The sequence below is a fragment of the Pristimantibacillus sp. PTI5 genome (genome assembly GCF_048572955.1).
Taxonomy (GTDB): domain Bacteria; phylum Bacillota; class Bacilli; order Paenibacillales; family Paenibacillaceae; genus Pristimantibacillus.
The window spans coordinates 5912835-5939833 of record NZ_CP183886.1; the positions used below are offsets into that span (position 1 = coordinate 5912835).

Annotated in this window: 23 protein-coding genes, 1 tRNA gene and 2 pseudogenes; 17 read left to right on the top strand and 9 right to left on the bottom strand. The window is 44.0% G+C overall.

Annotated features, from left to right (window positions below; translation table 11 throughout):
* The first annotated feature begins 40 nt into the window (after nt 1-40).
* On the top strand, nt 41-838 hold the full coding sequence (locus ACN6MW_RS26055; protein ID WP_419872752.1) for a helix-turn-helix domain-containing protein: 798 nt from the start codon (nt 41-43) through the stop codon (nt 836-838).
* 90 nt (nt 839-928) lie between these two features.
* Here the strand turns inward: ACN6MW_RS26055 and ACN6MW_RS26060 are convergent, their stop codons facing one another.
* Entirely contained in the window at nt 929-2098 is a 1170-nt protein-coding gene (locus ACN6MW_RS26060; RefSeq protein WP_419872753.1) for a GGDEF domain-containing protein, read from the bottom strand.
* Nucleotides 2099-2228: 130 nt separating this feature from the next.
* On the opposite strand from ACN6MW_RS26060, the gene ACN6MW_RS26065 reads away from it, so the two are divergent.
* The 3 genes from ACN6MW_RS26065 to ACN6MW_RS26075 are packed head-to-tail and all read left to right on the top strand — an operon-like array spanning nt 2229 to nt 8013.
* Complete coding sequence (locus ACN6MW_RS26065) at nt 2229-3356, top strand: glycosyltransferase family 4 protein (RefSeq protein WP_364141403.1); 1128 nt, start codon at nt 2229-2231, stop codon at nt 3354-3356.
* 32 nt (nt 3357-3388) lie between these two features.
* Entirely contained in the window at nt 3389-4675 is a 1287-nt protein-coding gene (locus tag ACN6MW_RS26070; RefSeq protein ID WP_419872754.1) for a metallophosphoesterase family protein, read from the top strand.
* Nucleotides 4676-4722: 47 nt separating this feature from the next.
* Nucleotides 4723-8013, top strand: a complete 3291-nt coding sequence (locus ACN6MW_RS26075) for an AAA family ATPase (RefSeq protein WP_419872755.1) — start codon at nt 4723-4725, stop codon at nt 8011-8013.
* A 24-nt stretch (nt 8014-8037) separates the two neighbouring features.
* On the opposite strand, the gene ACN6MW_RS26080 is transcribed toward ACN6MW_RS26075, so the two are convergent.
* Nucleotides 8038-9078, bottom strand: a complete 1041-nt coding sequence (locus tag ACN6MW_RS26080; protein WP_419872756.1) for a hypothetical protein — start codon at nt 9076-9078, stop codon at nt 8038-8040.
* A 123-nt stretch (nt 9079-9201) separates the two neighbouring features.
* Here ACN6MW_RS26080 and ACN6MW_RS26085 point away from each other — a divergent pair, with 123 nt between their 5' ends.
* Entirely contained in the window at nt 9202-10485 is a 1284-nt protein-coding gene (locus tag ACN6MW_RS26085) for an ArsB/NhaD family transporter (protein ID WP_419872757.1), read from the top strand.
* A gap of 5 nt (nt 10486-10490) precedes the next feature.
* On the opposite strand, the gene ACN6MW_RS26090 is transcribed toward ACN6MW_RS26085, so the two are convergent.
* Nucleotides 10491-11201, bottom strand: coding sequence for a hypothetical protein (locus ACN6MW_RS26090; RefSeq protein WP_419872758.1), 711 nt, complete (start codon nt 11199-11201; stop codon nt 10491-10493).
* Between the two features lie 273 nt (nt 11202-11474).
* Between ACN6MW_RS26090 and ACN6MW_RS26095 the strand changes: the two genes are divergently transcribed.
* The 3 genes from ACN6MW_RS26095 to ACN6MW_RS26105 all read left to right on the top strand — a co-directional run bounded on the left by ACN6MW_RS26095 (nt 11475) and on the right by ACN6MW_RS26105 (nt 12808).
* A complete protein-coding gene (locus ACN6MW_RS26095; RefSeq protein ID WP_419872759.1) occupies nt 11475-12044 on the top strand; it encodes a xanthine phosphoribosyltransferase in 570 nt (189 codons plus the stop codon).
* 82 nt (nt 12045-12126) lie between these two features.
* On the top strand, nt 12127-12447 hold the full coding sequence (locus tag ACN6MW_RS26100; RefSeq protein WP_419872760.1) for a hypothetical protein: 321 nt from the start codon (nt 12127-12129) through the stop codon (nt 12445-12447).
* Nucleotides 12448-12583: 136 nt separating this feature from the next.
* Nucleotides 12584-12808: a hypothetical protein gene (locus tag ACN6MW_RS26105; RefSeq protein WP_364141380.1), complete on the top strand. Its 225-nt coding sequence runs from the start codon at nt 12584-12586 to the stop codon at nt 12806-12808.
* Between the two features lie 142 nt (nt 12809-12950).
* Here the strand turns inward: ACN6MW_RS26105 and ACN6MW_RS26110 are convergent, their stop codons facing one another.
* On the bottom strand, nt 12951-13931 hold the full coding sequence (locus ACN6MW_RS26110; protein ID WP_419872761.1) for a CapA family protein: 981 nt from the start codon (nt 13929-13931) through the stop codon (nt 12951-12953).
* Nucleotides 13932-14031: 100 nt separating this feature from the next.
* Here ACN6MW_RS26110 and ACN6MW_RS26115 point away from each other — a divergent pair, with 100 nt between their 5' ends.
* On the top strand, nt 14032-14712 hold the full coding sequence (locus ACN6MW_RS26115) for an SIMPL domain-containing protein (RefSeq protein ID WP_419872762.1): 681 nt from the start codon (nt 14032-14034) through the stop codon (nt 14710-14712).
* A 749-nt stretch (nt 14713-15461) separates the two neighbouring features.
* On the opposite strand, the gene ACN6MW_RS26120 is transcribed toward ACN6MW_RS26115, so the two are convergent.
* A tRNA-Leu gene (locus tag ACN6MW_RS26120) sits at nt 15462-15545 on the bottom strand.
* Nucleotides 15546-15721: 176 nt separating this feature from the next.
* Between ACN6MW_RS26120 and ACN6MW_RS26125 the strand changes: the two genes are divergently transcribed.
* The 5 genes from ACN6MW_RS26125 (at nt 15722) to ACN6MW_RS26145 (ending at nt 20198) form a co-directional block, all read left to right on the top strand.
* On the top strand, nt 15722-15949 hold the full coding sequence (locus ACN6MW_RS26125) for a hypothetical protein (RefSeq protein WP_419872763.1): 228 nt from the start codon (nt 15722-15724) through the stop codon (nt 15947-15949).
* 497 nt (nt 15950-16446) lie between these two features.
* Complete coding sequence (locus ACN6MW_RS26130) at nt 16447-16641, top strand: hypothetical protein (protein ID WP_419872764.1); 195 nt, start codon at nt 16447-16449, stop codon at nt 16639-16641.
* Nucleotides 16642-17053: 412 nt separating this feature from the next.
* Nucleotides 17054-17788 carry a hypothetical protein gene (locus tag ACN6MW_RS26135; protein ID WP_419872765.1) on the top strand — a complete coding sequence of 245 codons (735 nt, stop codon included), beginning with the start codon at nt 17054-17056 and terminating at the stop codon, nt 17786-17788.
* 28 nt (nt 17789-17816) lie between these two features.
* On the top strand, nt 17817-18275 hold the full coding sequence (locus ACN6MW_RS26140; protein WP_419872766.1) for a hypothetical protein: 459 nt from the start codon (nt 17817-17819) through the stop codon (nt 18273-18275).
* Nucleotides 18276-19142: 867 nt separating this feature from the next.
* Nucleotides 19143-20198, top strand: coding sequence for a hypothetical protein (locus ACN6MW_RS26145; protein ID WP_419872767.1), 1056 nt, complete (start codon nt 19143-19145; stop codon nt 20196-20198).
* Between the two features lie 172 nt (nt 20199-20370).
* Here ACN6MW_RS26145 and ACN6MW_RS26150 read toward each other — a convergent pair whose 3' ends face one another.
* The 4 genes and pseudogenes from ACN6MW_RS26150 to ACN6MW_RS26165 form a co-directional block, all read right to left on the bottom strand.
* The gene (locus ACN6MW_RS26150) at nt 20371-20811 is read right to left on the bottom strand and encodes a hypothetical protein (RefSeq protein WP_419872768.1); all 441 of its coding nucleotides are present in this window, start codon (nt 20809-20811) and stop codon (nt 20371-20373) included.
* 416 nt (nt 20812-21227) lie between these two features.
* A pseudogene (locus tag ACN6MW_RS26155) lies at nt 21228-21359 on the bottom strand (recombinase family protein); the annotation flags it as partial.
* Between the two features lie 273 nt (nt 21360-21632).
* Complete coding sequence (locus tag ACN6MW_RS26160; RefSeq protein ID WP_419872769.1) at nt 21633-22139, bottom strand: tetratricopeptide repeat protein; 507 nt, start codon at nt 22137-22139, stop codon at nt 21633-21635.
* 174 nt (nt 22140-22313) lie between these two features.
* Nucleotides 22314-22541: a GIY-YIG nuclease family protein gene (locus tag ACN6MW_RS26165; protein WP_419872770.1), complete on the bottom strand. Its 228-nt coding sequence runs from the start codon at nt 22539-22541 to the stop codon at nt 22314-22316.
* A 266-nt stretch (nt 22542-22807) separates the two neighbouring features.
* Between ACN6MW_RS26165 and ACN6MW_RS26170 the strand changes: the two genes are divergently transcribed.
* From ACN6MW_RS26170 to ACN6MW_RS26180, 3 genes and pseudogenes are all read left to right on the top strand, one after another.
* Nucleotides 22808-23404, top strand: coding sequence for a recombinase family protein (locus tag ACN6MW_RS26170; protein WP_419872771.1), 597 nt, complete (start codon nt 22808-22810; stop codon nt 23402-23404).
* Nucleotides 23405-23699: 295 nt separating this feature from the next.
* Nucleotides 23700-23934 (top strand): annotated as a pseudogene (locus ACN6MW_RS26175) (CPCC family cysteine-rich protein); the annotation flags it as partial.
* Between the two features lie 805 nt (nt 23935-24739).
* Entirely contained in the window at nt 24740-26956 is a 2217-nt protein-coding gene (locus ACN6MW_RS26180) for a hypothetical protein (protein WP_419872772.1), read from the top strand.
* Nucleotides 26957-26999: the final 43 nt, after the last annotated feature.

Genomic DNA, 26999 nt, shown 5'->3' on the forward strand with positions numbered 1-26999 from the left:
ATTCGTGAAGGCGCTTGTCCAAGGACGGGAGGAAGCAGCATTGGTAACCGATCGCTATACAGAAATTGACGAAGTTATCGCCTATATCCATGAACATATTTATGAACCGCTGCCTTTGTCCCGGTTAGCGGGATACGCTGGCTACAGCAACTTTCATTTTACGCGTATCTTTAAAGAAAGAACCGGCTTATCGCCGTTATATTACGCATCCGCCCATCGGTTGCAGAAGGCTAAGGATTTACTGCTGCAAACAAATCTAAGCATCCGTGATGTGGGCTTGGAGATCGGTCAACAGAGCTTGGGTACATTCACCTCCAGATTTACGGAAAGAGTCGGCGTAACGCCGGCAGAGTTCCGGAATTCGGCTTTGCAGGCTGATCAACAGCTGCTTGCATTAAAGAAGCTGGACGGATGGCGGTCGCTTTATTTGCCGGATCAGCGGCATGATCGGATAGAGGGGAGCATTCATGCCGAAGCGGATTTCGACGGTTTCGTCCTTATCGGCTTGTTTGCCAAACCCATTCCCGAGGGGCTGCCTCTTTACGGAACGCTTGTGTCGTCGTTAGGGGAGTTTTGTTTAACAGGGGTGAAGCCGGGTACCTATTATTTGATGGCGACCTCGATTTCTTGGAGCATGAGTGCCAAAGACATGCTGCTTCCGCACGCGACGCTGCGAACGAGATCGAAGGAGCCTATCGTCGTTACGCCGCATTTCCCTGTCCCGCGCCAGAAGGTTACCCTACATTCGCCGCGCGCGGATGATCCCCCGATCTTGATTTCTCTCCCATTGCTAATGAACAATTTCCTAAAACAGATTATGCCAAGCCATAAGGACTAAGCTGCTTTCTTCTATCATTGAAATAAGAAATACCGTTCTGTCCATCCGCATGCGTGAAACATAATGGCGTGATGGACAGAAGGCAAGGGGCTAAGCAAGCGTTTTTCTATGCGGGGAAGCGAATTTAAACGGGGTTACTTTGTTTTTGCCCGTGGATTTCGAGCGGTACATGGCTTCGTCAGCTTGTTTAATCATTTCTTGCACGGCTTTACTTTCCTTGGATGTGCTAAATCCGATGCTAAGGGTAACTATGGTCTCCTGTTCGACCCTTCGCCGAATCGATTCGGCTACGATCTCCGGCTTTACCCGCTCGGAGCTGATGCAGCTAAGCAGCTCTTCTCCGCCATAACGTCCAGCAGAGCCAATCCCGCTTGATTCTTCCTTGATAATTTCCGCAACCTGCTTCAGAACGGCATCGGCCTTAAGATGTCCATGCGTATCGTTTAGCTTCTTGAAATTATCGATATCGCAAAAAATAATCGCCATGGATTTGCTGCTTTGAAGCAGATGTTCCGCTTTGGAATAAAAATGGCGCCGGTTATATAATCCGGTCAAGCCGTCCATGATCGAGGATTGATAGGTAAACATAAGGCGCTCGATCACCCATTCAAACAACAGAATAAACAACAGCGTGTAATATACGACCGGCAGCAGCTGGCTTGCCGATACCAGCCAAGTTAAAGAGCCGTGAAATACATAAGCATCCGCGAGCCTTGCAAGCTCGCTTGCAAAAAATACAATTAAGCTGGCGTAATATTTGGGGCTCATATCCGCGCTTCTCGTGTCGAGCATGATCATGAAGATGACAATCAGCCCATAGAAGTCGAGCGCGGGAAAGGTAAGAGATTGCGAATGGACAGCCGTCCCGAGCGCTGGCATAACCGCAAATTGTATGCCTGCAACAATGAGCGCCAACATACTCATAATGATAAAGGGTATGACTTTAAGCTGGGCAGTCCGGTGAGTATATAATTTCATGAAAACAAAGTTTATAATAATAAAAGAAATGATTTGCAGCACCGAAAAGCTTAGATAAAGATAGGGCGGAAGCGACCAGCCCGGATAAGCGAGCACGGCAAGCAGGCATTGTTTGACGATTATGAGAGGGATAGCTGTAATAAGCAGACTGTAAATTCGTTTATTGCGGTAGCTTTTTGATAGCCTTACCGACATGAATAGCATTAAAACAAGGATGACGATAACAGCCGATGAAGAGAGCAGCAGTCCGTTTGGGCCTGAAAGCCATTGTGTAATTGACATGAGTTAACCACCGTTATCTAGGAATGATTGCAATTGCTTTACAGAAACATATGTTCTAATATATCATGTTTTACGGTGAACGAATAGTTGGGATGCCTGTTACAAGTTACACCTCGAAAGGATGGGACACATGAATATTTTACAAGCCTTATTTTTCCCACCGGAGCAGCCGGGCGGAGTTTCTTCCATGATCCCGTACATTCAAGATAGATTTATTAAGCTTGGTTGGCAAATGGAGTTGTTTTCCCTTCCCAAGCGGGTTAGAGGAAAAGGCCAAGAGGAGGTCAAATTCCAGACCTTCGATCATACGGTATACAGCGGGAACGCAATGGTTGATAAATATATACAAACCTATAAAGATTACGTATGGTGGACGAAAATGCGCATTAAAAAGCCGTACGATATCATACATGCCCATCATCCGATCGCTGCGCTTGTCATGAAGCAGCTGTTTCCGGACACGCCGCTGGCCGTAACCATCCATTCCAGCTATGAGCGCGAGCTTATTTTGAACGGGAAAATCAAGGAAGGCGGGCCGGAGCATCAATTTTTGATGAGTCTTTACGGAGAATTGGAGGCGAAAGCGGATCATTTGCTTACGGTATCCGAATCGTTTCGTACATACATCGCTCCCCATATCAAGCAGCCCGAGCGGATTAAGGTCATACCAAACGGCTTTGACGAAAAAAGATTCAAGCCGATTTCCCATGAAAACGCGGTAACGCAGCTGATTACAGTGTGCAGGCTCGTTCCTGCCAAAGGGCTCGATGTGCTGCTGCATGCTTGCGCGGCTTTGAAGCAGAAAGGGCATCCGTTTGTTCTTCATATCATCGGGGACGGACCCATTCGCGAGGAGCTTGAAGCGTTAGCGGTGGAGCTCGATCTGTATGACGACATTATCTTTTACGGCTACATGCTGCACCCGGAAGAATTCATGCCGTTTTTTGACGTGTTCGTCCTGCCTTCGCGAGCGGAGGCATTTGGTTCGGTGTTTGCGGAAGCTGCTCTTTGCTGGCTTGCTCTGGTGGGCACCAATGTCGGCGGGATAGCCGAGCAAATCGAGGACGGAGTCAACGGATTGCTGGTTCCGCCTGAGGATCCGGAAGCGCTGGCTGATGCGCTCGAGAAGGTCGTAACCGATCCTTCCTACCGCTACCATCTTGCAAGAGCCGGATCGGAAAAGGCGAAAAAGGTATATTCCCTTCAACGCGTCATCGCTCAGCTGAAAAAAGTTTATATCGGCATGAAGCCGGAATAGCGGCTCATTCTATCGGAATAGGTGGTTATCGGATGTCAGTACCGTTTCGATTCATACATGCAGCAGATTTGCATTTGGATAGCCCCTTTCGCGGGCTTGCCAAAGCACCTCGGCCCGTTCGGGAGGCTTTAACCGAATCAACCTTCGACGCGCTTAGAAGGCTTACGCAAGCCGCGATAAGCGAAGAGGTCGATTTTATCGTATTAGCCGGCGATTTGTTCGATGAGGCCGATCGCTCGCTTAGAGCTCAGCTAATGCTCGTTCGGGAATGGGAGAAGCTGGCGGAGCACGGTATCGCGGTTTATGTCATTCATGGCAATCACGACCCTCTGAACGGAACGCGGGCCAAATTAGAGCTGCCTCCTAACGTCCATATATTCGGCGCAGACCAGATGGAATACCGGCCGGCTTACCGCAAAAGCGGTGAGCTGGCTGCCTTTGTTTACGGACGATCCTACGGAACGCGGGTCGTGTCCGAGAATATGGCCGCAGCTTACCAAATCCAAGCCGAGGCACCGTTCCATATCGCTATGCTGCACGGCAACGTGGACGGCGACGGTACGCATGATCCTTATGCGCCTTGCGCGCTGGACGAGCTGATCGGCGGCAAAGGCTTTGATTATTGGGCGCTTGGCCACATCCATCATCGCAGGGTGCTGCATGAGTATCCTCATGTGGTATACGCCGGCAACGCGCAGGGAAGAAATCCGCGTGAAACGGGAGCAAAGGGCTGTTATTTGGTTGATGTCACGGCAGCCAAAGCGATTGAAATGACTTTTTTGCCGCTGGATAAGGTTCGATGGTTTGAGAGCACCTTCTCGGTCACCGGCATCAGCTCCGAGCAGGAACTGCTTCGGCTGCTCGACGCCGAGCTGGAGCGGGCTCTGGCGGATTCGGAAGGCCGGATGGTCATGCTGCGCTTTATCTTGAACGGCCGGGGGCCGCTGCATCAGAAGCTTTCGGACCCCGGGGTCGTTCGGGCGCTGCTTGAACAGCTGCAGGAGGCAAGAAGCATGACCGAAGACGAAGCATGGATCTATGTGTTCGGCATGGAAGCGAATACCGGGGCTGAGCTGAACTGGGAGGAGCTCGCGTTGGAGGACAGCTTTGCAGGAGAGCTTTACCGCGTCAGCTCAGAGCTGGCGCAAGACCGGCAGCAGTGGCGGGATTTCGCGAAAACGGCGGTCGGACCGGTTGCCGGCCATGCGAAGCTGGGAAGGCTCCTGCGAAGCCGTTTGGACGAGCTGCCGGAGCATTGGCTGGAGCAGGCGCGCGAGCTGACGCTCGGCATGATCCACAGCAGCGACGGGGACGAATGATCTGGAATGCCGGTTTCTATGAAAACCTTTAGGAGATGACGTGAAGCATGAAGCTTGTGAAGGCTGAAATTGACGGATTCGGACAGCTTTACGGCAGGCAGGTCCCGCTTGATGCATCGGTCATTATCGTATATGGACCGAACGAAGCGGGCAAAAGCACGATGTTCGGGTTTATACGCTCGATGCTGTTCGGCTTTGCCAAACGCGGACAGCCGCAGGAAAGGCAGGAACCGATAAACGGAGGCAAGCACGGAGGCCGATTGGTTTTCCGCAATGCGGCGGATGAGACTTACACCGTTGACCGATATGCCGCTGACGGCGCAGGGAAAGTCAAGCTGCGCGGATTGGATGCCGCATCAAACCCAGATGGGCTGCTGCAGGAAGGCGCGGTACTCTCCCAAACAGAATGGGAGCGCGCCTTTCTAGGAGGCGTGAGCGAGAAGCTGTACCGGCAATTGTTCGCCATTTCGCTTACGGAGCTGCAGGAGGTTGGCGCGTTGTCCGGCGATGAGCTGGGACGTTATTTATACCAGGCTGGCTGGGACAACGGTAAAACGATCGCAGCTGCGGAGAAGCGGATACTGCAGGAAATGGAGCAGCTATTTAAGCCGCGCGGAGCTAACCAACAAATGAATCAGCAGCTCAAAACGCTCGAGCAGCTGGATGCCGAGCTGCGAAAGCGGCAGGATGCGATCTTCTCGTACAATGCGCTGACGCAGCAAACGACCAGCGTGGATGAGGCGCTGCGCCTTCTAGAGCTGGAGCTTCCTGCAAAAGAAGCAGGCCATTTGCTGCTGAACAAAGCCGTTTCGGCGAGGCCGCTGTGGATTCGCAAGCAGCAGCTCCTCATTGAACGGGAAAACTTCGCCTATGCAGCTTCCCTCCCTGCCCATGCGGAGAAAAGCTGGGAGGAGCTGCTTCGGCGAAGAGCCGCTGGGCGCGAGGAATGCGAGAAGCTCAGGCAGAAGGCAGTGCTGCTTGAGCTCCAGCTGGAGTCGATCAGTTATGACGAGCAGCTTATCCGTATGGGCGAGGAAACCGAGGCTCTTCTTCAAGCTTCGGAGAGCATGCGCCAGCTGAAGCAGGACAGCTTCACGCTAGAGGCAGAACTTCGCGAGCATGACGAGATGATTGCGAGACTCGTCAGCAGCATAGCGCCCGAATGGACGGAGCGGCAGCTCAGGGAGCTTCATGTGACGGTAGCCGACCGCGATTACGTAAGAAATGCAAAGCAGCTGGAGCTTGATTATACGCGGACAGAGGAACGGTTCGCAGCTGAGCTGGAGACGCTGAAGCAGCAGGAACAGGAAGCGTTCATGGCTTACGAGGAAGTAAGGTCAGCCGCGCTGCTAGACGCGCAGCGGCGCGAGCAGGAAGGAGTCGGCACCGGGTTCGAAGTGCTGCCTCATGCGCGCGATGCGCTGAAGGGGGCGTGGAACGCCCTGGACGGCGCACTCCGCGAGTGGGAGCTCGAGCGGGTGCGCTCTGCCGGAGCTGCTGCAGGCGGGAGCGATAGCGGGGCGGATGGCAGCGGCTCGGCAGCAGCAGGCTTCGGCGGAGCCGGCCTGCTGTGGGCTGCGGCGGCAGGAGCGGGCGGAGCCGCGCTGGCGCTTGGGGCTGCCGCGGTGGCCGGTGCATCCGGCGAAGCGGGGATGGCTGCGCTGGCGCTTGCAGCCGCCGCGCTTGTGTTTGCCGCGGCGGCGATGCTTCGGAGCCGCGGGGCAGCACGCCATGCGGCCAAGTCGAAGGGCGAAGCTCTGCGCGGCAGGGGGAGAGCACGGGCGAACGGAGTCTCGCCGACGTCAAACGACGCAGGCCAGCTGGCCATAAATAGCCGGGAAAAGCAGGTGCATCAATCGCTGGAGGCACTGGTGAAAAAACCGCAAGAGGCTGCCGCCGCCTTGTTTGCCGCTAAGCATTACAGCTCGCCTGAGCATCTGCTCGCAGCCGAGCAGGCGCGCATGCAGCTGCGCGCCGCGGTTGAAGCCCGGCTCGAGGCGCTGCAAAGCAGCGAGCGCCTCGAAGGAAGCAGCAGCGAGCTCGCCCGCCGCCTGGAACGGCTGCGCGCGCACGCTGCGGGCCGCAGCGAGGCCGCCGCCGCTGCCGCGCAAGCAAGGCAAGCCGCCGCCCGGGAATGGGCCGGCTGGCTGGCTGCGCGCTCGCTGCCGGCGGGCATGTCGCCGACAGCTGCGCTTGAAGCGTTCGAGCTTGCCGAGCAAGCCTTGCAGCGGCTGCAGCATTATGACCGCCTATCGGCGAAGCAGGCAGCCTCAGAGAAGCAGCTGGCTGCTTTCGCAGAGCAAGCAGCCGCATTATGCTCGCATTTCGAGGAAGCGGCTGTTCAGCTGGCAGCGGACCCTGCTGTCGCTTTGCGGCTGCTGCATGCCGAAATACGGCGCCATGCAGCAGCAAAGCAGGAGGCTCGCGGTATTCTCGCGCGCCGCGATGAGCTGCTCTTAGCCAAACAAGCGGCGGAGTCGGAATTGCATGAGCTCGCGAAGCAAATCGAATCGCAGCTTGAGGAAGCCGGACTCGTTAATGAAATGCATTATGAGCTGGCACTCGAACATCGCCGCATCCTGCAGGAGCTTGAACTTGAGCTTACCAAGCTGACGCTGGAGCTCACTGCGGGCATGTCCGCGGAGAGAGTCTTCGCGCTTGAAACGATGTACGGGACTTTCAATGAAGAGGAGCTTCAATCGCAGCTGTCCGAAACGCAAACGGAAATCAGTGCTCTGGAGCAAAAGAAACGGGAGCTTCTGGAGCAAAGAGGCAGGCTGCGGCAATCGCTGGATTTGCTTCGGAAAGAGGACGAGCACCAGAAACTTCTCTCTGATAGAGAAATGACGGTTGCGGGCTTGGAAAAGGATGCGGAGCGTTATGCGGTGCTTTCGGTCAGCGCGGCGCTGATCAGCCGGACGAAACGGATTTACGAGGAAGAACGCCAGCCTGTCGTTCTCCGTAAGGCTTCGCATTTTATCGCGAAGCTGACGCACGGCAAATACATTCGCGTGCTGACAACGCCTGGCGAACCGGGGATCAGGCTGGAATCCGCGGAGAGGCGGCTTGTGGATAGCGGTATGTTGAGCAGGGGAACGGCAGAGCAGGTTTATCTGGCGATGCGGCTCGCGCTCGCCGAGGAAGCATCAAGAGGTGCTAAGCTGCCTATGATGCTGGATGACGTATTCGTCAATTTCGACCGAGGACGGCTGGAAGCCGTAACGGGCTTGCTTGCCGAGCTGTCCCGTGACCGGCAAATGATTGTTATGACCTGTCATGAGCATGTCCGGGACGCGATGCTGGAAAATTGCGAAGGCGCTTTGCTGGTGCAGGTCTGATCCTGCTATGTTATGTTTCGCTCATTAATCAGCGGATACACGCTTGCGGATGATCAAAATGAGCCAGCCGAAGCTGATTAAGCCAAACAACGGATAAAGCGTGGAGAGCAGCATGCCGAAGCCGATTTGGCTGGCTACGTAACAGATGGCGAGAATAAGCAGGACGATCAGGCTGCGCGCCCATTTCAAACGTTCATGGAGCTGAAGGGTCAGCCCGTATATATCCGCGATGAGCGTCGTGAAGATCTCCGCGAAAATAATGAAAATATAAATAAACTGCACGCTGGGACCCAGCTGCCTTGCAATGCCGCCCATAGGAATCGCAAACTGCTGGATTCCCGGCATATGTACGGATAATGCAATGTGTCCGGCCAGCAGCATGAAGCCGATCCCGATGCCCCCGACCCACGATCCGGCGATAATGACTTTGCGGTCGTTTATTTCCGCTCCGAGCGGAACAAGCACGGCTTGGGACATGGAGAGGTTAAAGGCCGTATAGAGGAACGGAGAGGCCCACGCTGCCCATATGGAATGGTCGCTGACCAAGGTAATGAATTTGTCTGCGCCTGGCGTTTGGAAGGTATCGATCATGATGAGCACCGTGAAAAGAAGCATGACGGGAACGACAATCGCATTAACGGTAAGGATCGCGTTCATCCCTTTTCGCAGTAAGAAATAACAGGCGGCAATCGTAATTAACAGGCCTGACTGATACGATATGTTCCAATGCTCATAAAAAATCGTGCCGGCGCCTGCGAGCATAACGGCCGTTACGCCAAGGAGCACGACGAGCATAAAGTGGCTGATAAGCCGTCCGTATTTGTCGCCAAACAACGCCTTATTTAAGTCTTCATACGATTTTGCCCTAATTTGGCTTGCAATAAGCATCATTTTTGTGCCCAGCCAAATGAATAAAACCGTAGACAATGCAATGGTAATTGTGCCCCAATACCCGAAACGGGTAAAGAACTGTAATATTTCTTGACCGGTGGCAAAGCCTGCTCCTACGATTGTGCCCATGTAGGTCGAAGCAATTTGCAGCACCTTTCCTGTACGTTTCCACATCGTCTACCGTCCTCCGTTCGATGACCTCTTATATTAAGAAGGTATGTCCATGCGGGGACAGGCATGACATTTTTCAAAATTTTAGGATTTTCGAGTATTGAAGTCAGGAGTTCGATTCGTGCGATGTTCATTGCCATTATTGTATTTGCTGCCGCGTTAGCCCTCATTTTGATCAAGCCGAAGGGCATAAATGAAGCCTTTATCGCATTGGCAGGAGCGCTTATATTATTTACTGCGCAGCTTTTAAAACCGGAGGATGCGGCGTACATATGGGGTTTTGTCTGGAACGCGACGTTTTCGCTTATCGGTATCATGTTATTTACTTCATTGCTTGATTACAATGGTTTTTTTCGCTGGGCTGCCTTGCATATCGTTCACCGGTTCCATCATCGGCAGCTGCTGCTCTTCATAGGCTTGTCGCTGATGGCAGCGCTTATTACCGTATTTTTTAATAATGACGGCACCATTCTTATTATGGTTCCCATTGTTCTCGAAGTAACCGCATTGCTAAAGCTTTCCCGCAGCGGAAGATTGCTATTTTTGCTCGGAATAGGTTTTATGGCAGATACCGCGAGCGCCCCGTTAATGATGAGTAATCTGACCAATATTTTAACGGCGGATTTCTTCGGTATTTCGTTTGGCGAATACGCCTCGCGCATGCTCTTGCCCGGAATCATTGCCATTGTCGCCACGCTTGCCGTAACGGTAGCTTTCTTCTGGCAGTCCATCGTTCGGGAAGAGAATAGAGCGCTGGCGCCGGAACTCTTTCCGATACCATCTTCGGCTATTCCAGATAAACGGTTATTTTATTTATCGTGGCTCAACATTTTATTGATGATGATCGGGTATTTAGGCTCGGAGAGGGTTGGCGTTCCGGTAGCGTTTATTGCGCTTGGCTGCGCGGCGATTCAGTGGGCGGCTTCAGCAGCGGCAGGCCGCGCGCCGTTTAAAGAAACGGTTTTGCGAGCGCCTTGGCTCATTATCGTATTTGCTTTATCAATGAATTTAATCGTATACAGCTTGCATGTACAGGGAGCAACCGCGTGGTTTCCGGAGGTCATAGCGCCGGCAGCGGAGAAAAATGACCTGATCGGCATTTTTGGCTCCGGATTATTGTTTTCATTGCTTGCAGCCGCGATTAACAATTTGCCGGCCGTTCTTATTTCTTCACTGGCAATCGAGCAGGTTAACGGGCCGGACTATTTGCCGTACGCAAGTTTGCTGGGGACTTCCGTAGGAGCAAAGCTGACACCGATCGGTTCGCTAGCCACTTTGTTATGGATACAGCTTGTGCGGCAGGGAGGCATAACGGTCAGCTGGCGCGAATATACGAAATACGGCCTATTGCTAACCTTTCCTATTTTGCTGCTTGCGTTGTTTGGTTTGTGGCTGCTGGATTGGTCATAACCTGATTAGTTTAGCGCGAGAAGCTTAATGGATACGATTAGATTGTGGGTTGGATCCAAATCAAGCTTGAGCAGCGCGTCTTTTGCTTTAAAAGTGAGCAAATAGGCTGTTTGTTTCTCTGGCTTGCCCAGCGCAAGCAGCGCTGCTTCGGTTTTATCGCCGATTTGGAGACCGCTTAATCCCGCTGAAATATCTTTGCCGTAGACCTCAATATACTGCACGTGTTTGTAGGCATTGATACCAACTGCGAAGCCGTCGTATTCAAGTACGGTAATCGGCTCGGTCTCTTCCTCGAGCTTGTAGCTGTCTAACGGCTTGCCATGCAGCTTTGAAACTACGGAATCATGGTCACCGATGGCAACGCCATACAGCGAAGGGTTGTCAGCGGCCCATTCGGCATCCTCGCTTTGCGTTTTTACTTGTGCTTTCGTATCATTCTCTTGACGGAACGTCGAGGTTTCGGCGCTTGTGTCGCTTGACGTATCCGCCCGGTTCAAATGCGGCTCTATTTTCTGCAGCTCATTGTCCGCCGTCTCCGAATACGTTTTCTGAGGGCTGTCGGGCGTATCGTCACGATCGGGTTGAGGAGACATAGTGACCACCGTATAAGAAGGTTCTTTCGGCGATGCGGTTTGGCAGCCGGCGAGCAAAATGACCAGCGCAGAGGCAGCCGCAACCATGGCAGCTTTTGTCGGATCTTTGCGATAGGGGTTCATAAATTGGACTCCTTTCTTATATAAATATTCATCGGTAATGGAGCTTTTATTTATAAATACACATTCTGGACTTAGGTTTTAGATATGAAAAGTTACTAAACTATTAGACGCCAGCAATTGGGAAAAGTTGCTCTTTTTTTCCGAGGATTTGAAATTATACCTTTGAAATACTAAGTAATATTAAGGTTTCAGTTTGAAGGCTTCCTTAGGGTTGCACTTTTTGCCTGACCTATGGTACGTTATCAAAAAGGATTTTGGTGGAGGTAATGAAAGATGGAGAGCTTAAAAAAACGCATTTTAGCAGAATCGTCCGTATTGTCGAGCAACGTGCTGCGGATGGATGCTTTGATCAACCACCAGGTCGACCCTGAATTGACAATGGAAATGGGACAAGAATTCGCGAGACGCTTCGCTGAGGAGCATATCACAAAGGTGATTACGGTGGAATCCTCCGGAATTCCGGCGGCATACGCTACAGCATATACGCTGGGAGTACCGCTCGTATTCGCACGTCGGAAGAAGACGCTCATCGCTGATCCTGATGCCTATATCGAACGCGTGCCTTCTTTTACAAAAGGTATGGTAACCGATATTATGGTGTCCAAACAGTTTCTAACGGCTGAAGACAGGGTACTCTTTATTGACGACATTATTGCGAATGGCGATGCCGCACGCGGACTAATCAAGATTATACAGCGTTCGGGCGCAGCTTTAGTTGGTCTGGGCGTCGTCGTGGAGAAGTCATTCCAAGCCGGTGGCAGAACATTGAGGGAGCAAGGGATTCGTGTGGAACCGCTCGTTCGTATTTCATCTCTAGATAACGGTGAAATAAAATTTGAGTAGAATGTTCCAGTACAAATACTCTTTTCCCATTTGGCAATATCGCTTATAATGATATAGTAGTGATCGAGGGGAGGCACAAGTTATGGGGGAAATGTCTGCAGAGTTTATGTATACGAAGTTAAGTGACGCTAAGATCCATTTTGAGCGTGCACTAGACTGTAAACATACGGAATTTGATGATTTGTATCCTTATATGATTGAGCATCCGCAATTTTTTTGGTACAAACGTTATGTGGCATGGTCAGAGCTGCTGACGATTGTAAAGCTGTGCGACGAATTGTCTATTGAATGGCGGGATCAGTTCACTGACCGTCAGAGCGAATATATCGGCAAACGCGTGATGTCATCGCGAGTCTTGGATGAATGGTATGAAACCAATGATGCAAAAGAGCATGCAGGTTAGCTGAACGTTAGATAGTTTCAAACTTCAAACGAACGATCACTTATATATTCAAAACAGCCTCAATGTTATGCGCGAGCATCCATTGAGGTTTTTCCGTACAACGGGAGCTTTAACGCAGAAACAGGAGGAATTGATCATGGTAAGCGAAGAGCAACTGGACAAATTCCGTGTCAGCGGTGAAACGATAAGAGTAGTAAGGGATGCAATGGAAGCTAACGATGTTCACGGCATCGTCGTTGCTTGGGATGATACCTCGGTTGTTATACGGCGTCCCAGCCGCCGCGTCGTAAAACTCAGCCGCGCCCACAGCTACCAGCCGGTAGCGGAGGAGCGCGCGAATCCTTTTGAGGATGCTACATAGAGCCTGGATGATCATTTTTATCGCAGCAAATAGCAAAGAGCCTTTGTCCCATTGGGTCAAAGGCTCTTTGTTTCGATATGATGCTGGCCGTCGGATCGTTTATTTGCAAAATAGCAAACGCAGCTTGGCAAACGGCTGACAGCTAGCGGCGGCGAGTTACAGGAACGAGCCTATAGGTTGGTTTACCGCCGGGTTTTGAATACTTGGTCACTGTACGGATGCGGCTAACACTCTTGATGTCAGTTGATCCTTTGCTGTTTTTCGTTATCGTCAGCTTCAGGATCATGGCGCGGATGGTCTCTATATTATTAAAAAGCTTCGATGAAAGGAAATTGCCTAACGAATAAGCGGCAACTCTTGTTTTGGTTACACCATATTTGTCCTTCACCTTTCTTGTTACGACAGGCTGCAAGACATGTGGGTGAGCGCCCAAAATGGCGTTAGCGCCGTGCCTGAAGCAAAGATCGACGAGTCGCTTCTGCGCTTTGTTCTGCTTGAGGTGGAACTCCCGGCCAAAATGGAGACAGACGATAACAAAATCGCATTTTTTTTTGATGCGGTTAATGTCGGCTGCTATTTTTTTGGAATGAAGCCGGTTAACCTGATAGGATTTTGCAACAGGCATTCTATTCGTTCCGTACGTATAGGATAGAATACCGATATCAATGCCTTTGACGCGCATAATCAATAAGCGTTTAGCCTCGTTTAACGAGCGAGCGGTGCCGGTATGCTTAAGGCCGTGTCGGTCAAGGACATTCAACGTGCGCTTGATGCCGTATTCGCCTCCGTCGGCGCAATGGTTATTGGCTGTCGTCATGACATCGAAGCCGGTATGCTTGAGCGTCGATGCAAGCTCGTCGGGGCAGTTGAACATCGGATAGCCGGTGCGTTTGCTGCGCCGTTCGTATCGGCCGAGTCGATTCGGATTGCTGCCGAACCAAGGCGTTCCGGAGAAGGTCGTCTCCAAATTGCCGATCAATAAATCGTTATTTTTTAGATGGCGTGCAACTCCGGCAAAAATCGGACCGAACGAATATTGATTATTTTTGGATATTCGAGCGGAGTCGATAATCCGATTTTTCATGAGCAAATCTCCGACTGCTCCAATCGTTATCGTAGTCATCTCTCACCTCTTCCTGTAAGACTGTAATACTTTATTCGAGCCGTCGGCAGGTGCGCGCGGTATGAGCCTATGGCTGATAAAACTAATAAGGAGTTGTGCCATGAACGAATACACGATGAATCACGGAAGCAATAGTCATTGGCCAAGGAAAGCTTCAACCATTGAGGTAATCGGGGAAGGATCGGCAGCAGCGCCTGCCGATCAAGCAATCGTTGTGCTCGGAGCTGTAACGGAAGGAACAGATTTGCGTCCGATTCAAGCTGAAAATGCCAATATCATGACAGCAGTCATTGGATCGTTGCTGAGGCTGGGCATCCCGCGCGACAAACTGCAGACGCAGGAGTACCGTATTGACACGATGTATGATTTTGTAGATGGAAAACAAATATTCCGTGGCTATCAAGTAACCAACCTGATTCAGGTGACGGTTGATCAAGTCGATCAGACAGGGACTGTCGTGGATACGGCCGTCGGCAGCGGCGCCAACCACGTATCCAGCATCAGGCTGACCACTGCCAGACCTGATATTTACGAGCATCAAGCTTTATCGCTGGCTGTGCGTGACGCTGCGCAAAGGGCGTTGACGATTGCGAATACGCTCGGTGTCATGGCAGCCAATGTACCGCTAGAAGTTCAACAGCTGCCGCTTCCAGGAGGGCCCGTCCCGATGTTTAAAGCAGCGGCATTCGCCGGCAGCGCGGTTACGCCGATCGAGCCGGGTGGGTTAACGGTCAATGCTTCTGTTCGAGCCGTATATGCTATTTTGCCAGGTTCGCATTAGGATCTGTAAAAGCACTCTCCAAGGGGTGCTTTTTTCTTTTAATTAGCTGCGCTATATTAAAGGATGCATATTCCAATATATGGTACTATTAAAGTGCAGAAGAGATTAGAAACTAACGTCGACTCTTTATGAAAAAGGATGGTGTACTCATGTTAGGGAATTTTGCAGTCCTGAGTCTCAAACTTACTAGATTTAAAAGGTTTAAATAAGATTCCTCATTCGATTGCTGCAAAGGAAATATACCATTTTTTGTCCTCATTGCCGTAATGAATTAAATTGGTTTGAAACAAGCTTCGGGAGCGGGATGACGACTGAATATCTGAAATGTGTCACCTGTGATTTGTTTTATATAAATGATTCTGTATTATCTGAAACGGATGTGCCTAAAAAAGAATCGAACATTTTAAAAAACAAGGTTTTAATGACGAAGGTTATCAAGGCGGTCCTACAAGCAGCTGCTATCAGCCGGAATGGTTGAGGAAAATTGAAAGATTGTTTATGTAATGACTCGAATAAGAATCGGTGAATGAGGGAGGGGGATAAACTATGCCTAAATATAAAGTATTAAACGTCCACAGTGTTAGGCAGTAGTGTTTTGTTAATAAGGAGAGTATCTTTACATGAAGAACTTTATAAGATAATATTTCCGTACACACGAAATACGTTCGATAGAAGTAAGGGGTTGGCTGAATTGTTGACTAAAAAAGAAAAAACCCTTGATTATCAAGGGTTTTGAATTTGAGTGTAGATGCGGTCGAGAGGACTCGAACCTCCACGGCTGTTACACCACTAGAACCTGAATCTAGCGCGTCTGCCAATTCCGCCACGACCGCACGTCCTATAAGGGATTTCTCCATTTTGACACTCAATTATCATGAACAATATAGTGTAGTATAAACGGTTCTAATAGAGAAGTAAAGTGGTCTTGAATTAAATTATTCTAGTGGTCTCTTGATTATTACATGGTTATAGTACAATCATTGTTTCACTCTAAAAGGAGGAATTATATATGAATAATCACAGTCACAAACGGATGTGTGATTTTTTAGAAGGACAGAAATTCACTTTTATTGAAACGGATAAAAATGGCATTAAGAAATATATAAGAGAAGGGATTATGACTGTTGAAGTAGGGGAACTTGGATGGGATGCATTTGGTGCAGATGGACGTGACTTCCAAGGCAGCAATGCTCGGTATTCCGAACTGGCGATGATTCTTGCAGAATATAGGAAGTGAATTGTATCTATAAACTTCTCATACAGGTCAATCTAAAAAAACAGAAGCGGAAGTACCTCTAATTCTGGATTTTACTTTTATTCACTATTGCATAAGCACAATGGGGAACTGTCGATGACAAAAACTGAATACCTGAACATCAATATAAAATAATTTATCATTACCGTGGGATTTTCACGCTTAGTCACATAACTATATATAGAGCAAATAACATGTTTATGTTTGGGCATGAGGTGAAGGAGATTAATTGAAAGATGATAAACTGACATGCTCTTGAATGAACGGCTGTACACATACTGTCAGATACCCTTGATTGAATTTCTACGATAAGAAAGCGTCTGACTGCTACATTAATGTTCTTGTTCTGCCATGACAATAGAATTACTTTCCTTTCAATCACTTCTAGTAGTGAGCAACCCTCTGAGAGATACTCAGAGGGTTTTATTTTTGCTTGCTACTTCACAGGTTCACTAACTCACGAAGGAGAGATGTTTTAAATGAATGACAAGGAATTACGTGATGCATTTTTAGATTATCAGAAAAGGTACGGAACACCTACCACTTTTATTGCAAGTAGATGCGGGGTGTCAAGGGAGCATTTGAGCAGATGGCTGCACAACGACTCTTATGTAATATCCAGTGAATTAAAGACAAAAATCAAATCGGTTATCAAAGGGAAAATGTTGAAATGACAACAGTAAACGCAGTAAACACATCTTATTAAATAGTGAGGAATCGTTCCCAAAGTTAGATTATCTTATTGAGAAAGACGAATATCAGCATGCCTTGGAAGGAGAAGCACTATACATTACTTCTGCTTCCACAGCTCAATACCTTACAGTTAACTTTAACAAGACTTCTATTTGTACTGGTCTAGATCATAAAACAATGCAACGATTTAGGATATTCATAATGACAGATAAAGAAGCTGTTGAAGCCTTAGTTGAATATTGGCGGCTCTCTTTGTTTTTGTCTTGCTACTAACAAACCAAGTTGTTCTAGTACTTATTTCGGCATTCGAGCCTATGTTCTAATTTCTATTAATGTATGTTATTGTATGCGGATTAAGTTTGCCAACGTGTAAATAGAGAAAGGGGTTTGAGTTTGAAAACTTGCAACAACTGTAATGAAATAAAATCGCTGAACGATTTTTATAAAGATAAAAAAGGAAAGTTTGGTAGGAAAGGAAAATGTAAAAAATGCTACTATCCTACGGTAAAGAAAGCAAAAGATAAGAGAGAACAAATGATGAAAACAGTGACTAATTCATTGCGTGAGAGTGAAAAGGAGAGGATTTTAAAGCATTTTCAGTATGAGTGTGCATTGACAGGGAAGTACGACCATGTTGGTTTAGACCACTTTGTCCCTTTATCTTGGGGTTCAATCGTTCATGAGTACGAAATAGGCGGAACTACTTACGCTAACACGATTCCATTCCATCGCTCAATAAATTCATCTAAAGGGGCAATGAATCCATTCATATGGTTTAAGGAGTATGGCAATAGGCACGGGGTTACAAGAGAAAAGTGGGATGATGTAATTAAGTATATTGCTGAGAAACATGGATTGTCCGTATGTGATTATACCAATAGAGTAAATGCATGTTACAGCGAAATTATAGCAAAAAAATGGATTGCAGATATTAACTCTAAGATAGAATCAGAAGGTAATGTGCATCTCGTTTTTATTGATCGTGCATTGAGAAATAACCTTAATATAGCTGTTGTTGCAGGGCTATATGGGAGTTCAACAACTAAGGATTATTTTAGGAGCAGTCAAGGATTGGATTTACTGAAAGAAAGAAAAGAAGTTTTTCAATCAAGACTCAATAGAAGATAAGTTTTATTTAGAAAAGAGGAGCGGGAAAATGACCGAAGAAATGAACGAGCGATCTAAGAAAGTTAAAGAAAATTTTGATCGTATCTTACCTGATATCTGGAAAAAAGCTAGGATGAATGCACATCTGATGGCGAAAGAGTATGTTACGAGATTACGAACAGAAAACACAAATAGAAGGAGTGAGGAAGTGTTTACAATCAAACAATGTGTTATGTGCGGCAGCCATGATGTACCAAACAAAACGCTCGAAATTCCAGTAAATTTAAAGGGAATTGTGTCTGTACGTATTTTAGGTGCGCAATGCTCCAATCCAAGTTGCAATGAGGAGTACTATGACTCTGATGATTTACAGGCAATAAGAGATATGAAGAAGCTATTGAAGCAGCGCGAGCATGAGCGTCGAATTAAACCTCTTCATCAACAAAGTAAGGAATATCGCGAATCAAGTGCAAGAGCAGCACAAGATTGGGATGAGGAAGATGAATAAGTATTAATAAGAAAAAGCCTATGAGCTGCATACAGGCTCATAGGCTTTTGTATTATAAATAATAAGTATGGAGGTGAGCCGGTAAATATTAAGGGTAAAGAGGTTATAGTAAAGTCTGAAAGTGTCGGAAATTCAAATACAACACTCTTCTGGTACTGGTTTTGGAATTGATGAATCGGGAGACCAAATATATCTGGAACATTCGAACGGTAGTATTATTGAGATTAATCAAGCAGGATTATATACTCATATTAATGGTGACATAAGTTTAAACGCATCAGGGAATATCCAAATAACTGGTTCCAAAATTGAGTTAAACTAAATTCTATGAGTACAAGACACCAGACTCTATTTTGGGTGTCTTGTAACAGTGAAGAATTACTTCTGGTATAAACTATTTTCCATACTCGATGCTAACAACACAATTTTCATAAGGAATTGTGGGTTTATAGTCATAAACTCCACTAATTCCAACCTCGTCATTCCTCAATCTTCTCCATTCTATACTTTGTTATTATTTCAAAGTAGCTATGATTATTTTTTTCTAACGGACGTTTGCGGGTACTGTTGATTCTGTTATCATAAATATATAGACATTGATAAGAGGAGGTTATGTAATAAAAAGATGGGCATTCCTGTTAAATTTATTCCATAATTTTATGTACATATACATACATTGATCTCTTAAAGTATGTATTATTCCGTACACGTTATTAGTTAGATTATCAAAATCATGTATGCACACATACATCATCTAGACAGTAGATACCATAAAAAGAATAAAACATAAAAACAAACCATACATAACATGAACTGAAAACATAATGCTGTAGGATGATAGTGCGCTAATAAGGGGCGATATCATTTATGAGTTATGTAGCAATACCTAATAGAATGTTTGCGCATGAAACAGAGTATTTTACCACTAATGATGAATTTCTAATGTTTTATCATATTGGTACTTTAGTTATTGCAAGGAATCCTAACCTTGCACGTCTCAACATAGAGTTACTAAACTCTATAATGTTATTAGATCAGAAGAATCTTTCTAGGGGTAAAAAACGAATTAGTGTTGCTCTTCTTAGTTTGCATTCTAAGGGTTATATTAAGATTGTTCATAGTGATGGTGAACTTAAAAACAACACAATGTTAGATATTACCATCCCTGAAATTAAACAGTCCATATATAAAGAATCAGTTAAAAGTGGTGGCTCTATATATAAAGGTTATACTGCTGCTGATGACGATATGTTTTCCCGTACAGAATCTGTCTTTGAACTGAAAGTCCTAACATATGTTAAATGGCGTTCTAAAATAAGCTACAGCATTTCATTTAAAGAATGGGCAAGTGTATTAGGTGTATGTCATCAAACTGCCTTTAGTATTATTTCAGACTGTATGCAGAAGGGTCTTATCACGAAACATAGTGGGGATTATTATACTACTCATGATGGGAAGATACGTCGAGAGACAAATAAGTATTTTGAGACACCAACTAAACAAGAAAGTGATCCTAGCAAAGAAGCAAATACGGTGAAGCGATCAAAGAAAAATTCTACTGAATCGAAAGAAACTCGTCCACATAATTTGTTTGGAACAGACTACCTAGATGAAAACGATATATACGTATATTTTACTACTACTTGTGATCTTGCAAAGGAACAAGGCAGAAAACGGATCGATGCTATTTCTAAGAGTAGTGCTTCTGGGAAAGCAAGAATGGATAACTTAAAGAAGAAGGCAAATGTGATAATTGAACAAGAAAATTCAGAGAAGCATGTTATGAAGGTATATTCTGCTTTTAGTGATGCGAACAAAGAACATTATGCAATTGAATATGATAATGAACAAAATTACAGACAGAGTAAACAGTTCTCGAAACAGGATGATAGAGACTATTCTTATTTATTGGGCAATGATTAGGGCTAACTAATATGAATACGGCATTAATTTTGCAAGGCAAAAATCCCATTTCACATAGAGATGGGATTGCTTTGTTATGAAACATGTATTATTGAACTAACGTGTCCCGTAAGTAAACCTACACCATTCTTTTGTAGAACCGTAAATGATTTAGACAAGGCTACTTACTTGTTTAGTTCATTTTCGTTGTGTAATTATTCCCTAATTCGAAGTCATCATCCCATGATACCGTTATGTCCCACGGTGGCGCTGTACCACCGTGAATAGTCATTCCGATCTTAACCGAAGATTCACCTTGTAAAACAGTAGGTAATTCGCCAAACAACGGATTTATTTGACCGTCCCTGTTTACGAAAGTTAACGAAATATTCGTTGCTTTCCCTTTGCCGTCATTGGTGATTATTAGTACATCATTCAACCGTTTGGACCCAGGTTCTTTAGTTCGATCAAGTTTCAGGTTTGCTTTCTTCTTTTGGTTCTGTTTGTCTTTATCCTCTCGAACAGCAATCCGTGTTCTTTGGAAGTTCAACAGAAGTGCGAAGACCGATATAATAAAACTTGCAAGGCTAATGATGATAGCGATGTTCTCCTTGTTCTCTACTAACCAAGTCAACAAACTTCCCCCTTAACGAAAAGAAAAATCGGAATTAGTGTTCTTTATTGATTCCACGATTTCCTTCATAGATAACTGAATAAGTGAAATTATTACTAGGCTGCCGTTGAAGGATCTTGTCCGTTAGTTTAAAGAACATCAAAAGGTTTGGATTATACACCAATAATAACACATGCATCCAGATTTAATCATGCGAATTATTTACGATGCGATACCAATAGAAAATCATATTATTATGTATTCATTAGCTATTAGTGTTTAACGATAGGATTCTTAAATTAAGATATTAGTATAAGTAAATGCCTGTAAATATAAGAGGTTTATTCTTTATGTTTGCGAATTACCGATAGTGTACCGATACATTTACGATAAGGATAAAGATCGTATAACTACAGCTACTACGTTTAATATAGATTTTACTGTGATTGCTGCTCGTACTCTTTCACTCGACGGTAGAATGTATTAGGTTTCATGTCTAGCTTTCTCGTAGCTTCAACTGCTGTAACAGCTCCTTGTTTCCATTCAGCGTATGCATGTTTGAAATCATTAAGAAGTATTGCATGGAGTAGTTAAGATGCTAAAAGAAAAGCTAGGATTGCAGGTAATGGCTATCCAAAAGTAATCATGTTTGAAGATGACTTGAAGCAAATGAAATTGCTACATTGATAGTATAGTGTTGAAGAAAATACCTTGAATCGTAAAAACAATCAGGCGATATTGGTATGTATACGGTGACACCATTGATTATTGCATAGAATGCGGAATACAGATGCTGATACAGGACAAGGATTGTAGTCCGAAATGGCTTATGAAGAACCCCGTCAAAAGTTTTCCTTCAAGTATGCTACTAGCCTTCTGGGGCGTTCTAACATTGTCCCCTTTATTTCCGCGAACATAAATGTTTTACTATCAATTCTCTGTATTTCATTTTGAAAATGTTCTATTAGCGATTGTTTAAATAAAGAAATCTTGCTTTTGTCTTCCAAAAAAATACGTCCTTGAAATTCCATGTATCCAACGAGTGTGTCCATAAAAGGCAAATCTGATAGAAGCGAGGTGTGATTTTCTGAGGTGACACGCGAAAAATAAATGTTCCATACCTGTGCCGCAGTGGTTTCATTTGAAATTTTATTGTGCATCAAGTAGGTGACTCCAAGTTCTGCGTATGCGCTCATGTTACCCAGTTTCGCGCTTTTGTTGAACAGATTTACTGCAAGATTTGTGTTTTTCCTGCATCCTTGCCCATTAAGGTGCATACGTGCGAGGTATTGCATGGCTACGCTAGATTGAAGCAAAACGGCTTTGTTGAACAGTTCGAACGCTTCCATATAGTCTTGAAGTTCGCCATCGGTGCCTTAATAGAACGACTTTGCCTGTCTAGTTAAATCTTCTTTTAAATCCGAAGACTTCGTTTCCGTAATATGTTGAAGTGCGCTAGAGGTTTCAATTTCTGGTATCGAAATCAGTAAGTTGATAGCTTCGTGTGGCTCCAATTTAAAAAATTATCTGCCCGATGAAACGCGGTACTCATCTAACAGTGAATGCATTTTTTCTTCTGCTAGTTTGCAATTGGCAAATTGCTTTTTGTATGCAAGCATAAACGGTGTTGGCACACCAGTGGCGCTCGAAAGCTCCAAGACACGCTCTACTGTGTCGCGTGTCGTCATTCCGATTTTTAAAAGACCAGGCATAGATTGATTGATTAGAATATAAACGAACCCAGATTCCATAATTCAATCCCCTCAATAGGCTTCTCGGTGATTCCTTAACTGTCTCCAAAATACACTAATCCCCCTTCATAAGCAATACATCATAGATTGTAAGAGAAGGTGAGATATATAAATTGACCGTTCATAAAGTCCGGAAGTTTCGACTTCTGCCATAGCATAAAAACAGTTTAAAAGTCGAAAACATTTGCACTTGTAATCGTCCAAAAGATAGTCTAAAATAAAAAGTATAGAAGTAAACAATCTTTTAGACGGATGGAGTAATTATAATGACAATGTACGGATACGCTAGAACCTCGACAGTAGGGCAGGACAATGGACTAGAGACTCAGAAGCAACTTCTTAAAGAATCAGGCTGCGCTAACATCTATCATGAGCAAGTTACTGGAACATCCACAGAGAAACGTTCTGCATTGAAGGAACTATTAGAAGCAATGTCAGACGGTGATACGCTTGTAGTAACAAAGATAGACCGTCTAGCACGTTCCATCATCGACTTGAACAGAATTGTCAATGACTTGCTTGCTAGAGGTATCAATGTGAAGTTCTTAAAGGACAATCTATACTTTGAAGCTGTTGAGAAGGCTAGTCCTATGCAATCTCTAATGTTTAACATGCTAGGCTCATTTGCACAATTTGAGAGAGACTTGATAGTAGATCGCACAACAGAAGGCAGAGAACGTGCTAAAGCTAAAGGTACTCACATGGGTCGTCCTGCAAAGGATGCAAGCATCATCAAACGTGCATTGAAGATGTATGCTGAGAGAGAGACAAACGGACTATCCGTAAGTGAAATCATCAAGACCACTGGCATACCTAAAGCTACATTGTACGCTGAACTAAAGAAGCTAGAGAAGTCGAAGTAATTCCATATAGATTGAATGTGAAACCTATCAAAATATGGTCTTCTTCTATTCATTGAACAGCAAGCGGGATGGTATTCATCTGTAATTTACTAAAATTAGATGATGCACATGTATATTCATACAGGGGTGGTTTACAGTTATATTTGATATTGGAATCTGTTTACATGGGCATACACTTCCACGCAGAAAATCAACGGTCATTTGAAGCGATACGTTAACATGAAAACACCAATATATGGTATAATGGGAGTTATACGTTGACGAAAGCACGATTGTAAAAGCAAAGGGGTTACTGTTGCAAAAGTACACTTGCCCATGTTGTGGTTATAAGACGTTGGAAAATGATGGTCATTTTGATATATGTGAAATTTGCTTTTGGGAAGATGACCCTTATCAAAAATTTAAGCCGTATGATGGCTATGGGGCTAATCATGTATCATAATTATATTACTTTTGGAACGTGTGACAAAAATAGTATCGACAACGTAAGGAAGCCAAATCATGACGGAAAAAGGGATGCTAGCTGGAAAACCAGTAAGGAAGACAGCCTGCAAGACAACCTGTTTGAATTGAAACTTGCTTGTAGAAAATTTAAGGAAGGCATCTATAGCATTGCTGATTTAGGGCGTAGTTTGGCTTGGATAGCTGTACCAAATGAGTTTGCTCTACTTGTAAAGGATGCAGAAAATCAGCTAGAAATGATACGTTTTTGTACGAGCGATTACAAGCAACAAAAAGAAGCAGATGAAGTGGTTAGGCGGTTGCTAGAACAGTTGAATATTGAATTAAAGGATTAGTTAAAAAAATGGACAAAATGTTATTGATTTAATAAAAGAGAATTTTTATCCAAAGAAACTCTCCACTAGCAGGAGTGGCTTTGTCTTTATATGCTGATTTATATCATGTGGTCAAAAGATACATTGTGTTTAGATACATATGGTGAACCGTATAACAAATATGGCATTTAATCGTATTAGCATCAGAAGCGTTCAGCATCTAATGGAGAAGAATGGATACTTAGAAATAGAGGTAGAGATCATTTGAGACTTTCTAGTGTCAGCGGCAAGGCGCATCCTCAGGGCATATGGGATTTTGGCGGTGCTACTGTACAAGGTATGAATGTTGTAGCCGTATTTGGATAAGGTGGGAAGAGAGGCGGTCGCTTAGACTGTCTCTTTTTTTTGTGGTAGATACAGCTATTTCATTACAAATTTATACAAAATATGATACCATTCAACTATGTTCCATTGAATTACATATAGTCTGATAGTCATACTAGTTCTTAGACCACTATATTAAAATAAGGAATTATCAAAATTGAAAGTAGGGATGATAATGAATAAGTTAAATGTTTCAATGAAGAATTGTTACGGTATCAAATCGCTTTCTACGACCTTTGATTTTAATAAAAAAAATGCATATGTACTTTATGCATCGAACGGCACTATGAAAACTTCATTCACTAAAACTTTTAAGCAGATCAAAGAAGGGAAGAGTCCTATTGAAGAAATTTTTGGGAGAGAATCACTTTGTGAGGTTAAAAAAAGTAATGGAGATGACATTCTTCCTGAGGAAGTATTTGTAATTGACTCATATAATGAGAATTATAATTCTGAACATGTATCTAATTTACTTGTAAATAAAGATATTCGAAGAAAATATCTGAATATAGTTAGTGAAATTAATGAAAAAAATGAGAGTTTCATTACAGTGTTGAAACAGTATTTTGAACCTAAATTTAATATTGAGGATGAAATTATAAGAGCATTCAACGGAAACGATACGGATGTGTTGAAATTATTCAAATATATTAAAGATACATATTTGGATAAAATTGAGGAAGTAGAAATTGATTTCGAGCAAGTAAATTATTCCGTACTTTTTAATGAGAAGACAGAAAAATTTTTGAAAGACGCTAATAATGTAAAATTACTCAAACAATATGATGCTGATTATAATGAATTGATGGAGAAAACTACTTTTTATAAAAAGGGAACGTTTAGTCAATACAATGCAGATAAAATTAATGAAAGCTTAAAGGCAAATGGCTTTTTTAATGCTGAACATCATCTTTTGTTAAGAAATGGGGAAACAATAAAATCATATGAAGAATTAATAGATATAATTCAAAATGAGAAAACAGAGATATTAAAAGACCCAAAATTAGTAAAGAAATTTGAGCAAATTGACAAAAAGTTAGACGCAAACGAACAATTAAGAAGGTTTAGAAATGTCATTGAAAATGACCAAAGCTTAATAACTTATTTAGTTGACTATGATAAATTCAAAATGCGAGCATGGATAACTATATTAAAACTTAATCATGAACAATTTGAAGTTCTTGTTTCTGAATATGAAAAAGCAGCTAAACAAATAACAGAAATATCACAAATAGCCGCAAAAGAAAATGAGAATTGGAGAAAAGTTGTAGACATATTTACGAATAGATTTTATGTTCCTTTTCGTGTTCACATAAAAAATCAAGAGGAAGTTGTTCTGAAAAACTCTGTACCAGCCTTAGTATTTGAATATCATGAGGGTGGTGAAACAAAAGTAATTGATAAAGGTAAGCTTAATACTTTATTGAGTGGTGGAGAAAGAAGAGCCTTATACTTAATGAATATTATTTTTGAAATTGAAGCGTTAAAAATAGCTGGGAAAAATGTATTAGTTATTGCTGATGATATTGCGGAATCTTTCGATTACAAAAATAAGTACGCAATAATTGAATATCTAAAAGAAAATGTAGAACATGGGTTGTTTAATTTTTTAATATTGACTCACAATTTTGATTTTTATCGAACAGTTAGTTCAAGGATATTAGATAGAAATCATTCTTTAATGGTTATGAAAAAAACAGATGGTATTGAGTTGATAAAAGGTAAATATTTGAAAAATGTTTTTAACACTTGGAAAGATCAGTTACATAAGAATGATACGATTCTTATAGCATCTATTCCATTCATAAGAAATATTGTTGAATATGTAGATTCAGATGAATCAGATAATTATTTGTTTTTGACTAAATTATTACACTTAGTTGAATTTGGAGACTCAAAGAAAACAAAAGAAATTACAATAAAAGAACTTGAAGGTGTGATAAATGAAGTTTGGGCAAAAGAAAAAGTGATTTCTGAACATCGAGAGACGAAAAGTGTATATAATCTGGTAATAGATGTATGTGAGAAAATATATGAGAAGACTGAAAATGTTGATATTATTCTTGAAGATAAAGTGGCTATTTCAATGGGAATAAGATTATTAGCGGAAGATTTAATGATGAAAAGAATAAAGAATGAGCATGGAAATACTAATGAAATTGAAAAAATTAAATCAAATCAAACTGGTAATCTGCTTTCGTTGTATAAATCATTAGGAACATCTGATTTGGATGAACTAGCATTACTAGAACAGGTTAGCTTAATGACTCCTGAGAATATTCATCTTAATTCGTTTATGTATGAACCTTTAATAGATATTTCAATGAATAGCTTAAAAACACTTTATGGTTCTTTGAAATCAATAGAAATTAGAGAACTTGTAGTTACTTAGATGATTACTTTATGTATGATGTTACTTATCGCAATCAGATTTT

Bases quoted from the DNA above. Each gene is read 5' to 3' on its own strand.
- ACN6MW_RS26080 (WP_419872756.1), bottom strand. From the start codon at position 9,078: ATGTGGAAACGTACAGGAAAGGTGCTGCAAATTGCTTCGACCTACATG.
- ACN6MW_RS26090 (WP_419872758.1), bottom strand. From the start codon at position 11,201: ATGAACCCCTATCGCAAAGATCCGACAAAAGCTGCCATGGTTGCGGCT.
- ACN6MW_RS26095 (WP_419872759.1), top strand. From the start codon at position 11,475: ATGGAGAGCTTAAAAAAACGCATTTTAGCAGAATCGTCCGTATTGTCG.
- ACN6MW_RS26170 (WP_419872771.1), top strand. From the start codon at position 22,808: ATGACAATGTACGGATACGCTAGAACCTCGACAGTAGGGCAGGACAAT.
- ACN6MW_RS26115 (WP_419872762.1), top strand. From the start codon at position 14,032: ATGAACGAATACACGATGAATCACGGAAGCAATAGTCATTGGCCAAGG.
- ACN6MW_RS26180 (WP_419872772.1), top strand. From the start codon at position 24,740: ATGAATAAGTTAAATGTTTCAATGAAGAATTGTTACGGTATCAAATCG.
- ACN6MW_RS26110 (WP_419872761.1), bottom strand. From the start codon at position 13,931: ATGACTACGATAACGATTGGAGCAGTCGGAGATTTGCTCATGAAAAAT.
- ACN6MW_RS26065 (WP_364141403.1), top strand. From the start codon at position 2,229: ATGAATATTTTACAAGCCTTATTTTTCCCACCGGAGCAGCCGGGCGGA.
- ACN6MW_RS26125 (WP_419872763.1), top strand. From the start codon at position 15,722: ATGAATAATCACAGTCACAAACGGATGTGTGATTTTTTAGAAGGACAG.
- ACN6MW_RS26160 (WP_419872769.1), bottom strand. From the start codon at position 22,139: ATGGAAGCGTTCGAACTGTTCAACAAAGCCGTTTTGCTTCAATCTAGC.
- ACN6MW_RS26145 (WP_419872767.1), top strand. From the start codon at position 19,143: ATGAGTTATGTAGCAATACCTAATAGAATGTTTGCGCATGAAACAGAG.
- ACN6MW_RS26105 (WP_364141380.1), top strand. From the start codon at position 12,584: ATGGTAAGCGAAGAGCAACTGGACAAATTCCGTGTCAGCGGTGAAACG.
- ACN6MW_RS26070 (WP_419872754.1), top strand. From the start codon at position 3,389: ATGTCAGTACCGTTTCGATTCATACATGCAGCAGATTTGCATTTGGAT.
- ACN6MW_RS26130 (WP_419872764.1), top strand. From the start codon at position 16,447: ATGAATGACAAGGAATTACGTGATGCATTTTTAGATTATCAGAAAAGG.
- ACN6MW_RS26140 (WP_419872766.1), top strand. From the start codon at position 17,817: ATGACCGAAGAAATGAACGAGCGATCTAAGAAAGTTAAAGAAAATTTT.
- ACN6MW_RS26075 (WP_419872755.1), top strand. From the start codon at position 4,723: ATGAAGCTTGTGAAGGCTGAAATTGACGGATTCGGACAGCTTTACGGC.
- ACN6MW_RS26085 (WP_419872757.1), top strand. From the start codon at position 9,202: ATGTTCATTGCCATTATTGTATTTGCTGCCGCGTTAGCCCTCATTTTG.
- ACN6MW_RS26060 (WP_419872753.1), bottom strand. From the start codon at position 2,098: ATGTCAATTACACAATGGCTTTCAGGCCCAAACGGACTGCTGCTCTCT.
- ACN6MW_RS26100 (WP_419872760.1), top strand. From the start codon at position 12,127: ATGGGGGAAATGTCTGCAGAGTTTATGTATACGAAGTTAAGTGACGCT.
- ACN6MW_RS26165 (WP_419872770.1), bottom strand. From the start codon at position 22,541: ATGGAATCTGGGTTCGTTTATATTCTAATCAATCAATCTATGCCTGGT.